Raw genomic sequence first — 12,513 nt, forward strand, 5'->3', positions numbered from 1 at the left:
TCCCCCAAAATGAAAAAAACGTTATTCTTTCAGTAAAATACTTGAAAAGATAACGTTTTTATGGTTCTCTCGCTTTCTGAATAAGCCCGTTGAATATGAATAACTGAGATATGTTTCACTCTTAAAATCACTGAATTACTTTTGAACTAGCACTAGATCTAGCCAGGATTTCGCCTCATTGTACAAAATTGGATTGTTTTGCGGCGTATAGTAGGTAAGGATTGCAACCGCCTGTGATACGACCCATCCGCGGGCCCTTGCCAATGTAGCATCGTCCGTACGGATAGCATCAAGGAACACATCGCGCGCCTCTGGCGAGTGCAACTTCCACGCGACCATTACATCACACGCAGGGTCACCTATGCCCATTGTCTCCCAATCAATCACACCGCTGATACGCTTATCACGCACGAGCCAGTTACGCACATCTAGATCGCCGTGATGCCAAACAGGAGGACCGTTCCATGTAGGCGCAGAAAGAGCCGACTCCCATACAGCAGACACCGCGGGATCGCCATTAAATCGTGCTAGCCAATATCGGAAGTCCTTGTCCCGTTGGGCCAAAGGAATGCCGCGTCCTAACGGCCCTCCCGTTGGATCGACTTGTTGCAGTGCTAGGACAAACCCTGCGAGATCGCGTGCTGCCTGAATCTCGTCAATCGCCTCTATCGGCACCGTTTCACCCCTCAGCCACGAATGTATCTCCCAAAACCATGGGTATTCGTTATTGGGGCGCCCTTGAGCGATAGGTACAGGGATTTCAAGCGGAACTAATGGCGCGAGTTTTGATAGCCATAAGAACTCGCGTCCTCCTGGTGTCGTCGGTCCTTCCCTTCTCGCTAGCCGAATGGAATATTCGTCGCCAAGTCGGAAAACGGTATTTACCGTTCCAACTGGCTCTACCTTACGAAGGGGCAACTCTGCCCAGCGGGGGAACTGATCGACAAGCAAACGACGCACAAGTCGTTCTTCAATTTCCAATTCGTCAGCATGCATCTTCTCGGACATCGTATGATCTCTCCTTGGTAGCTCTGACATAAACTTTTATTGGTGGAAAATTATAATAATGCTCCGTACACCAAAAGTCAAAAAGCCACACTTTTTTATTATAAAATGCAGTCACACCTGAATAAATTGATTTTTCTTAATTTATTAAATTGTAACATAACTCCTATAGGGGTCAACATACATCCCCCTTAACTTAAGAGATTTTAATACCCTTAAATACAAAAAAACGTTATTCTTTTTGTAGAAATATACAGAAAGGATGGTGTTTTTTATGAATCTTTCGATTCAGAGTGAACTACAATTATTTGCTGAAGAATTATATGAACATCTTACTCCTTCATTTTTGGAAAATCTCGCTAGAGAACTAGGTTTTGTACAACGGAAACGTAAATTTTCAGGGCATGATTTAGCTACTATATGTGTTTGGATTAGTCAACGAGTAGCGAGTGATTCTTTAGTGAGACTGTGTAGTCAATTTCATGCTGTTACAGGAACACTCATGAGTCCAGAAGGACTCAATAAGTGTTTCAATAAAAAAGCTGTTTGCTTTTTAAAACACATTTTCTCTACATTGCTAAAAAGTAAAATTTGTGAAACATCAGTGATTCCAAGCTCTTCAATCGCTTATTTTCAACGAATTCGTATTTTAGATGCAACGATTTTCCAAGTGCCAAAACATTTAGCTAGTGTGTACCCTGGGTCAGGTGGTTGTGCACAAACAGCGGGTATAAAAATTCAATTAGAATATGATTTACATAGTGGGCAGTTTTTAAATTTTCAAGTTGAACCAGGGAAGAATAATGATAAAACCTTTGGAACAGAATGTTTAGCGACATTACGGCCTGGCGACCTCTGTATTCGAGATTTGGGTTATTATTCACTGGACGATTTAGATCAAATGGACCAACGCGGGGTATATTATATATCGCGGCTGAAATTAAATAATATGGTGTATATCAAAAATGAGTTTCCTGAATACTTTCGAAATGGGACAGTAAAAAAACAGTCTCAGTACATCAAAGTTGATTTAGAACACATTATGAATACCTTAAAACCAGGACAGGTCTATGAAATAAAAGACGCTTATATTGGAAAGGATAAAAAACTATTCACTCGGGTGATTATGTATCGATTAACAGAAAAACAACTTCGTGAGCGTATGAAAAAACAAATGTATACGGAAAGTAAAAAGGGCATTACATATTCGGAAAAAAGCAAGCGATTATCTGGCATAAACCCATATGTTACCAATACACCTTGGGAGATTATTCCGATGGAACAAATTCATGATTTTTACTCTCTCCGTTGGCAAATTGAAATCATTTTTAAAACTTGGAAATCTCTATTTCAAATTCATCATTGGCAAAATATTAAACAAGAGCCATTAGAATATCATGTTTATGGAAAACTCATTGCCATTTTTTTATGTTCTTCTACTATGTTTAAGATGCGCCAATTAATTTTACAAAAGAAGAAACAAGAATTAAGTGAATATAAAGCAATTGGAATGATTCAAGATCATTTACACATTTTATATCAAACTATACAGCAAAACACCCAAGAAATAACAAAGATCCTAGTCTGCCTGTTCAACCTCCTACAGAAGAATGGACGGAAATCTCATCGATATGAGAAGAAAACTGTCTTTGATATTTTGGGTGTTGTCTATGAGTATAATGGATTAAAAAAACAAAAGAAAGCTGCATAATTTTAAAAAAGATACTTATCTAGGTTTATTTGATATGCTCATTTTTAAAGATAAAAAGTACTCTAGGAGTTTTTTAGTGTATTTGAACGAAAGCTCATTTTGTTTCTGTTCTTAAGTTGATGGGCATGTGGCAGTATCCCTAATAGCGACCTTTATTAGGGTCACCGCCACCAATACTATCAAATACACGTTTCGCTAAGTTTGTATTTTCTTGTAAACCAGAGAATACGTGCTTTCCTGGTCCATATGCATATACACCTACATCTTCACCAGTATGACCATCAGTCGTCCAGCCTGTATAAGAGCGTACATTAAAGATTTTCTCAATTGCATTATCAATTTGCTTTACGTCTTTTGTTAGAGCCGCTTCGTTTACTGATGCAAGTTCTTCAGGTGTAAACTCTAAATCAACATTCACTTTTAATGTTTCTTCTACACTTGCACCATTTGCAATTTCTTTTGCTATAAAGTCTGGCGTACGTTTTGCTGCTTTTAAAACATTTGCGTCAAAGTTGTAGTTGCCATTTGCTCCAACAGTGAAACCACCTGTAGAATGATCTGCAGTAGCTACAACTAACGTTTCTTTATCTTTCTTTGCGAAATCAATCACTGCTTTGAATGCTTTTTCAAAGTCTTCCATTTCACTCATTGCTGCAACTACATCGTTATCATGATTAGCCCAATCAATTTGGCTACCTTCAACCATTAAGAAGAAACCATCTTTGTCTTTCTTTAAACGGTCGATTGCTGCTTTTGTCATGTCTTCTAAGGAAGGTATTTCTGTACCACGGTCAATCGCTTTATCTAAACCTCTTGGTGCAAATAAACCTAACACTTGCTCATTTTTGTCATTTAATAATTGTTCACGATTTGTTACATAGCTATAACCAGCTTTTTTAAACTCCTCTGTTAAGTTCCGGTCATCACGTACAAAATTATCTACACCACCGCCAAGAAGAACATCTACTTTATGATTACCTTTCACTTTTTCATCAAAGTAATCATTCGCAATTTCATTCATATTTTTACGGCTTACATCGTGTGCACCAAATGCCGCTGGCGTTGCATTTGTAATTTCAGAAGTCGCAACTAAACCGGTTGCTTTTCCTTTTTCCTTCGCTTGTTCCAATACTGTTTTTACTGGTTGTTCATCATTATCCACCGCGATTGCTGCATTATATGTTTTAATTCCTGTAGACATCGCTGTTGCTGCTGAAGCTGAATCTGTAATATTTTCATGCGCATCTTCTGAATATGTCATTTGTGTTCCAACGAAATATTGATCAAATGATGTTTTCTCCATTGCTTTTGTATTTGGATTGTCTTTCATATAACGGTACGCTACCATGGAAGAAGGACCCATCCCGTCCCCAATTAAAACAATTACATTTTTAATTTTTGCCCTGCTAGCCTCTGCAACTTTTTCATTCGAACCTACCACACTACACCCTACAGCAGAAGTAAATACTAAAGTTGATAATGCTAATAATGGGCCTGCTTTCTTCATAATCTTTTTCACATTAAATCCCCCTCAAAATTTGTTCCAATTTATCATCACTAATTTATATTACTTTTTCTATACAAATCAATATAAAAAATATTCATAACATATTTCATTTTGCAAAAACAAAACTTTTTGGTTCTGGTGCAAAAATAAAAGAGAATAAAGCGCATATACTCCTAGCGGAATCATATCTTATACTGCAAGCTCAAACAATTGATGGATAAATACTTTTTGATTTTGGGCAGACTAATCCCGTAAATCAATCTGTTCCTTTTTTGATCCTATGCATGGCTTCTACTCCCGAAAGAATGGATGGAGCTGTGTCAAAAGACTTGAACCCTAACATAGAAAGGACTCGCCTCTTAATGAACCGATGATCCTGTTCCACAATGTTGTTAAGATATTTCACTTGCCTTATTTGGATGCCTTCTGAAATCTTTTTTCTTCTTTTAACTTCTCAAATGCTGCTGGATAAGCTGGATTCTTATCTACAGTAATGACACGAGGATTGGATACGTGCGAAAAAGACAAGGCTTTTTTGAAAAAGCGCTTGACTGATTTGGCATTTCTATTTTTACTTAAGTAAAAATCAATGGTATTCCTTTTTGAATCGACTGCACAATACAAATACATCCATTGCGCTTTACTTTTATGTATGTTTCATCTACTCTCCACGAGTCATTGTTCTGTTTGAGATGACACGGGATTCTCTTATCTAAGTCAGGACCATATTGATGAACCCATCGCATAATTGTTTTGTGAACTATCGATAGGCCTCGTTCTTCCATTATTTCCACCAAATCATGAAAACTTAAGTTGTACCGTAGGTACCATCTTACCGTTAATAAGATAACATCAGGCTGATAATGTTTCCATTTGAACAAATTTTGGTTTCCCATACTGATTATGCCCCTTTTTTAGAGTAGTAGTATCAGTATGTTCAAGTTTAAGATATTTTTTGCACCAGAACCGTATGAAGTTTACTTAGCTATCGAGCCTGTCTCTTGCTCTATATATGATTCTACTAACGCAATCGCTCTCCTTGTCGGATGTTGATAGAGGCGTTCCAGTCCTTGTCTGCCAAAAAAATGCACTCACATTAGAGTGAGTGCTCTGAAAAAAGTTGAGACTCCTCCATGGGGCACAATCTTTATAAGGAGAGTCTTCTACTAAAAACGTATCTTTAATTTATAATGAATACTACAAAATCTAATCAAAAAGTACATGATTTTACAAAAAAATATCAAGTGTTAGAAAATTCATTTTAGTCCAAAACCTCAAGATAACTGCATTGGGTTCTGTTACAAAGTTGAAAAATAACCAAAAATAATGAGTATACGATACATGTTCTTGTATATTTTATAATGTTTATTCGGAACAATTGTATTTTCATTCTATATTTTGGGGGCGTTTAAAACTTTGCAACAGACCCCCTAATCGCTCTCCTTGCTGGATGTTGATAGAAGCGTTCCAGTCCTTGTCTGCCAAAAAAATGCACTCACATTAGAGTGAGTGCTCTGAAAAAGGTTGAGACTCCTCCATGGGAGTACAGTCTTTATAAGGAGAGTTTCTAATAGAAACGTATCTTTAATTTATAATGAATACTATAAAATCTAATCCAAAAGTACATGATTTTACAAAAAAAATATTAAGTAAGGGTCGCGCCCCGTAGCCATCAGCCTAACGAAATTAAATGCCCAAAACAAGAACTTTACTTTTATACAGTTATTTATGAGAATTTAGCTCAAAAAAACATTCGCAAAGGTATAACCATATTAATACATTTCATAAGTGTTTAATCAAGCGTTTGTTTAAAGGCATTTAAACGGTTCTGGTGCAAAGATAAAATGAAAACTAACAAAACTTCGCAACAGAACCTTTGAATGCTTATCGTGAAGTATCTAAATTTATAAACTAAATACAGGTAAAAAAATATATGCTACAACTTACTGTAACCTTTAATAACTTTAGGTGAAATTAATGAATGAATCCTCTACCAAGTTGTTGTTCCGCCATAGCTACTAAACGTTTTGTGATTTCACCACCAACAGAACCGTTTGCACGAGATGTTGTATCTGGACCAAGTTGTACGCCAAATTCTTGTGCAATTTCATATTTCATTTGATCAATTGCGTTCTCAGCACCTTGAACCAATACTTCATTATTATTTCTGTTATTCTTTTTAACCATATGTATCACCTCCTACGGTTTTAATATGCTACGAAACATGGAAAAATAATTATTCCTTTTTATGGTAAATGGATGTTTGAAAGTTTCTGTTCCAATTCAATAAGAAAAACAAAAAGAACTTGTAGGAATCACTACAAGTTCTTTTTGTTTTAATGAAAGCAAGGGTAACAAAACATATTTCAATAGACACAATCGGGAACTACTTAATGACTGGTGTGACAAGTTCATTATATAACAAATATTAACATTTGAGGATTTTAATTTTGAATATTTCGTGAATTAAGAAAACAAAACAATTTATTGCGTTTTATTACTAGAAAATTCCATTCTTACAGATATATCTATATTTATATGCATGTTTAATATTCTATAATAAAATGAATTTCTTGTTATCACTACATATAATTCTTGAATATATGTAAGTCACTAACATTCTGACCATATATTTTTGAAAGGGTTGAAAATTGTATATTTTTTACAAAATGTGAGTTATAATTTTTTTGAAGAGCAATCTGTAAGTCCTATTGAAATATGTGGTAAATTTACATGGGATATGAAATGCATATTCGGGTTCTGTTGCAAAGTTTTCTACATGAAGCTACACTCTAGAAAACAGGATCTAGGAGAATCAGACATGAGATATTTTAAAGGAAAACAATTCAAGAAAGATATTATTTTAGTAGCCGTCGGCTACTACTGTCGTTTTTCTTTAAGTTATCGCGATGTATCTGAAATCCTGAAAGAACGTGGTATTTCAGTTCACCCAACAACCATCATGCGATGGGTTCATGAATATGGCAATCTCATCTATCAAATTTGGAAAGTAAAAAATAAATCTGCGCGCTTATCTTGGCATTTGGATGAGACTTATATCAAAGTTAAGGGAGAATGGCGTTATCTCTATCGTGCAATTAATAAAGATGGACACACATTGGATATTCAACTTCGTAAAAAACGGAATCATCAAGCTGCCTATGCCTTCATGAAAAGATTAGTAAAACACTTTGGAGAACCTACGGTTCTCACTACAGACAAAGCGCCGGCATTACTTTACGCATTTAACAAATTAAGAAAACAAGGACTTTATCAAACTACCATCCATTGTACAATCAAACATTTAAACAATCTTATTGAACAGGATCATAGGCATGTAAAGAGACGTTTTGCCAAATCTGCAGGATTTCAAAATCTTCGCCATGCTTCACGTACGATAAAAGGTATCGAGACTATTCATGCCCTATATAAACAAAAGCGAAGTCTTCAAAGAGACTCCGCCTTTTCAACGTACAATGAACTTCAACGATTATTAGCTACTTCTTAAACATTGCTCCTCATTTACCAACCTGTTTATGCTTTTTCAAACTTTGCAACAGAACCGAACTAATAAATAGGAGTGGTGGTGACAGGGTAGCTGTTACTACCCACCTTAACGTAGAGTGGTGAAGGAAAAATTTTGTATCGTAGAGAATATATACAGAATAGGAATCTAAGTATGTACTTTCAGGTGAAGGGAGAAATCTCATGAACAAATTTGTAAATGACAAGTTTTATGAAACGAGAAATAACCTATTAGAGGAGATTACTTTATTGAGTGACGCTCAATTCAATAGTAAACCAGATATGAATAAATGGAGTATAGCACAAGTTTGTCATCACTTAGTCTTATTAGATGAGAGGGCTATAAAAGTTATTTCCTCTGGATTAAAAGAGATTGATAGTACCCAAAAAGAGCGTCAAGAAATTCACTCTATATTATTAGATAGAACGAAAAAATTTACAGCTCCAGAAATTCTTGAACCAAGCTTAGAAGCATTTGAAGTTCACCAAATGATTGATTTGTTAAACGATTCGAGAAAAAAATTGATGACTTTTCTTAGTACAATAGAAGATGTATCCATATTAGCAAAAAAAGCAGTGAAGCACCCTGCTCTGGGAGAATTACTTCTTGATCAATGGATAGAACTGATATATTTGCATGAACAACGTCACATTGAACAAATAAAAGAGATTAAATTACTTTGTGAAGTTGGAATGTGAAAATCTCTGTCCATTTTGTCACTTTACCTATAAGTTGGCCAGAAAACACTTATTTTTGTAGGTGATTATCTAATTATTCAACGGAATTGCATAAATTGGCCGTGAGTTAATTATTAACCCATAAGCTTGTCGTGTGTTTTATTAATGTAGCTTTGGAATAATGTTTGGTCAAATTGATACTAATAACCTTAATAAACGAGCAAGTGGAACTGACGCTTCCGTTAGTTAATAGGTCACTTTGCTCTCTTGATATGCTTTCTTTATCCGTTCAATTTGAGCGAGGTGTCCTTGTATATGTTGAAGATCCTTCAATTGAAAATAACCTATAAATCATTTATTAATAAAGTTGTTCTTTGGAAGGTTTATCCAAATATATAGAAAGTATGAAAAAATAAATTTTAATCTGATCAAAGGAGATGAAGAAATTGTTTAAAAAAATCGGTATAGGAGTATTTTCTACAGCAATTGTATTAAGTGCCAGTATAGGTTTTTCAGGTATTGTATCGGCAGATAGTCCATCTGCAAATGAACAAGTTAAGAATGGAGATTTTGAGGAGGGGCTAAATAACTGGATTTTATCTAATCCTAATTCTTCTACCGAGAATATCGGCACTTCTGAACCAGGCAATCATTATCTGAAATTAATACATGCAGACACAGCCTATCAGCTTGTTACTGTAAAGCCGCATACAGAATATACATTAACATTTGATGTAGCGGGAAGTATAGGTTCTCCAGCAGAAGTAACAGTAGGTAATCTGAATGCCACTCAAGAAATAGTTCCATTAACAAAGAAGCAGTATACAGGATTTAAGCCAGAACATCATGAGATGAAGTTTAAAACAGAGGAGGATGTGTCAAACTTTGCTGTCAAACTTGCTTCTACAGCAAATGGGAGGGCTAAGTTTGATAATGTACAATTAAAGGAAAAGGAGAAATCTTATATTTTAAATATGGATTTTGACCACAATTCAAGTTTAGAACCTCTTAAACCATGGGGCAATATAAAATACAATATTGAAGAGCATGCAGGAGTAAATAATTCTAAGGGACTTCATTTAAACGCATCATACGGTGGATATATTAGTGGATTCATAACTTTGAAGCCTAATACTACATACATACTGTCCGCATCTGGAAAAGCAAATACTCCTGGTTCAGAAGTATGGGTATCAGTAGGGGTTAATGGAAGAGGCCAAGCTGATTTGGAATTTACTTCCTCACAGTATGAACAAAAATCGGTCGAATTTACTACTCCAAATTCTATTAATTCAAGTGAATTCTACATTTATCATCTTGCTGCGTTCAGCTTTGATGTCAATCTTGATGATATCGTACTAGTTGAAAAGTAGCCATAATAAAAAATATATTTCTATCATTGACACATGAAAACAATTCTAGAAATGAGCCGCCATATGCCTGTCGACTCGAGACTTTGAAATGTATCCAAAACGAAGTTTGTTCTTTCTACATTTATTTATGGGAATTCAGCTCGTTTTTTCATTTTGAGGAACAATGAATTTCATAAATTGATGGCAATATGATACTATCCCTAAAAGTCGCAACTTTATTTAAAGGCAACATTAAAAATATTCTTCAAATCCTGGAAGCATAAGTTGACCGTTTTGTTATCAAGACCTAAATTATAAAAATCCCTAAAAATAAAGGAGAGCACATATTATACATGACTAATATATTCTCTCCTTTTATTAAAGCGCCCGTTAGCGGATTAACGAAAATGCTTAATATGTAAAATAACTTAGTAATTTATTAAAAGAATTGATCTCGGCATATGGTTTTATTTCAGTATCATTCTTGATCATATAAGGATTGAACTATATGCCCTTTATATTTGAATTTTGACAACCACCAATATCCCTTTCTAGATCGTCTCCAACGAATAATACCGTTTCCGGTTGCACATTAAGCTTATTTAATGCTAATTCAAATATGCGTTTGTCAGGTTTATTAAATCCCACTTCTTCAGAAATAATTATTATATCAAAACAACTATTTAAATTAGTGTTCATTATTTTAGCTTTTTGTCTCTGAGTTGAACCGTTTGTAATAATTGCAATTTTAACATGCTTCTTTATAGTGTTTACGATATTTATAGTATTTTGGTCTATAGGAAAACAACGTGGAAAATTATTATTCCAAAAATCCTGAATTTCATTGCTTGGCAATCTATATTTTGGTGGAAATTCATCAAAAAATGATTCCAAAACTTTTACTTTGTCACTATCGCCATAGCTTCTTTGGTCATATTCCCTAAACTTCTGCAACATTTCGTTTTTGACTGAACGCTTAATATCCCCATAACACTTCCCTAAAATAATTAAAAACAATTTATCTACTGCGTTATCCCTATTAAGTAAGGTATCATCCAAATCAAATAGCATTGCATTATAATCAGTCAAATAACTTCACTGCCTTTCTCATCTACTAATATGTATCTCTTTCCATCTTCCAGTATCACTTCTTGTACACGCATCACCCTTCACCTCTTAAACCCTTTTTACGCCTCCCGCTGTGGGCTTTGTCCCCTAACTAATAAAAACACATTTCATTAATCACATTATATACATAATGGACAATTTTTTAATATCTGATTATTCTATCTATTTTGCATAAAAAATAGGATAGTTAACGTTTTGGCCAATTTATGCTTCTTTGAAATAAAGTCATGACGCTTGTAAAAAAGTTGTGATGCTTCACCTCATTTGGTTATGATTACCATAGGAGGTGTCCAAAAAAGAACATCTGAAATTGAAAAGTGATTAAATCTCTAGTTAAAAAGAATATTATCTTGACTATTCGAGCTGAACAATTGAATTCTATTTAGAAACAAAGAAGAAAAATTATTTACTATAAAATTTATTGGAAATTTATTTTTATATCGTATCCTTTCAATATAACTTGAAAGGAGAACCCCATGAGAAAATTATCTAAAGTATTAAAGAATATATTTATTATGTTTATTGCGGTTATCTTACTTATATTAGCATCTGTTTTTATATACCATAACAATCAATTAAGTAAGGAATCAGATCTTATTAAAGGTAAGGGAACAATCGTTAAGATTAATAATAAAAAAATGAATGTTTATAGTGAGGGAAACGGTAAGGATACATATGTATTTATGGCTGGCTCTGGGATTGCTGCTCCTGTTTATGAAATGAAAGGGGTATATAGTAAGTTTTCAAAAGAAAATAGGATTGCTGTAGTAGAAAGAGCTGGTTATGGGAACAGTGATGTTTTTAACGATGGAAGGGATATTGATAAAATATTAGAACAAACGAGAGAAGCACTTATTAAAAGTGGAAATAAACCTCCTTATATTTTAGTTCCGCATTCAATATCGGGAATAGAGGCTATTTATTGGGCACAAAAATATCCGGGGGAAATCAAGGGAATTATTGCGTTAGATATTGGTTTACCTCAGCAGTATGTGAAATATAAAAGCGAAGTGGATAAGTCAACATTAAAAATAAAAGGGATGAATATTTTAACGGAAATGGGTATTCATCGACTTCTACCTTCTGCTACTTATAATCCTGAAGTGATTCGACAATCTTTTTTAACTAAACAGGAAAAAGAAATTTATAAAGCAATATCGTATAAACAGTTTTTTAATGTTGATATGAAAGAAGAGCTCTTACATTCTTACGAAAACAGTAAAAAATCTGTTAACCTTCCAATACCAAAAGAAACACCTATATTATTTTTAGAGGCAGTTGCTGATCAAAATAAAAACTCGAAATATACAAAACAACATTACAAAGATTATAAAGAATTTGCAGAACAACTTGAAATAGCAGATGTTATAAAATTGAGGGGGACACACAGCATTTATTTATATCAGGCTAATGAAATATATAAGCTTTCTCAGGAATTTATCAATAAAATAGTGAAATGAAGGTTTGCATGATGAAGGGAGGTTCTGTTGCAAAGTTTCCGAAGACATAAAGAGATGGAGAATATTGTGGACCAGTTTTATGAAACTATTAATAATTCATGTAATGCGTTATACGTCGAAAAAACGAAGTTTGGTTGAAGACTTCGT

Annotated in this window: 8 protein-coding genes and 2 pseudogenes; 5 read left to right on the plus strand and 5 right to left on the minus strand. The window is 34.3% G+C overall.

Going from position 1 to position 12,513, the window contains the following annotated elements; translation table 11 throughout:
* Positions 1-135 precede the first annotated feature (135 nt).
* Positions 136-1,008, minus strand: a complete 873-nt coding sequence (locus tag AC1M36_RS26555) for an aminoglycoside phosphotransferase family protein (RefSeq protein WP_336454585.1) — start codon at positions 1,006-1,008, stop codon at positions 136-138.
* 271 nt (positions 1,009-1,279) lie between these two features.
* Here AC1M36_RS26555 and AC1M36_RS26560 point away from each other — a divergent pair, with 271 nt between their 5' ends.
* On the plus strand, positions 1,280-2,716 hold the full coding sequence (locus AC1M36_RS26560; RefSeq protein ID WP_336454586.1) for an IS4 family transposase: 1,437 nt from the start codon (positions 1,280-1,282) through the stop codon (positions 2,714-2,716).
* Between the two features lie 139 nt (positions 2,717-2,855).
* On the opposite strand, the gene AC1M36_RS26565 is transcribed toward AC1M36_RS26560, so the two are convergent.
* The 3 genes and pseudogenes from AC1M36_RS26565 to AC1M36_RS26575 form a co-directional block, all read right to left on the minus strand.
* A complete protein-coding gene (locus AC1M36_RS26565; RefSeq protein ID WP_420792391.1) occupies positions 2,856-4,223 on the minus strand; it encodes an alkaline phosphatase in 1,368 nt (455 codons plus the stop codon).
* A 243-nt stretch (positions 4,224-4,466) separates the two neighbouring features.
* Positions 4,467-5,119, minus strand: a pseudogene (locus AC1M36_RS26570) (IS6 family transposase).
* Positions 5,120-6,197: 1,078 nt separating this feature from the next.
* Entirely contained in the window at positions 6,198-6,410 is a 213-nt protein-coding gene (locus AC1M36_RS26575; RefSeq protein ID WP_431613508.1) for an alpha/beta-type small acid-soluble spore protein, read from the minus strand.
* A gap of 634 nt (positions 6,411-7,044) precedes the next feature.
* Here AC1M36_RS26575 and AC1M36_RS26580 point away from each other — a divergent pair.
* From AC1M36_RS26580 to AC1M36_RS26590, 3 genes are all read left to right on the plus strand, one after another.
* The gene (locus tag AC1M36_RS26580; protein WP_479846414.1) at positions 7,045-7,731 is read left to right on the plus strand and encodes an IS6 family transposase; all 687 of its coding nucleotides are present in this window, start codon (positions 7,045-7,047) and stop codon (positions 7,729-7,731) included.
* 200 nt (positions 7,732-7,931) lie between these two features.
* Positions 7,932-8,447 carry a DinB family protein gene (locus AC1M36_RS26585; RefSeq protein ID WP_479846415.1) on the plus strand — a complete coding sequence of 172 codons (516 nt, stop codon included), beginning with the start codon at positions 7,932-7,934 and terminating at the stop codon, positions 8,445-8,447.
* 425 nt (positions 8,448-8,872) lie between these two features.
* On the plus strand, positions 8,873-9,799 hold the full coding sequence (locus AC1M36_RS26590; protein ID WP_479846416.1) for a carbohydrate binding domain-containing protein: 927 nt from the start codon (positions 8,873-8,875) through the stop codon (positions 9,797-9,799).
* 390 nt (positions 9,800-10,189) lie between these two features.
* Here AC1M36_RS26590 and AC1M36_RS26595 read toward each other — a convergent pair.
* A pseudogene (locus AC1M36_RS26595) lies at positions 10,190-10,849 on the minus strand (HAD family hydrolase).
* A 533-nt stretch (positions 10,850-11,382) separates the two neighbouring features.
* Here AC1M36_RS26595 and AC1M36_RS26600 point away from each other — a divergent pair.
* Positions 11,383-12,366 carry an alpha/beta fold hydrolase gene (locus tag AC1M36_RS26600; protein ID WP_336454622.1) on the plus strand — a complete coding sequence of 328 codons (984 nt, stop codon included), beginning with the start codon at positions 11,383-11,385 and terminating at the stop codon, positions 12,364-12,366.
* Positions 12,367-12,513 lie beyond the last annotated feature (147 nt).

Source organism: Bacillus sp. Medicinal_06 (assembly GCF_056711665.1).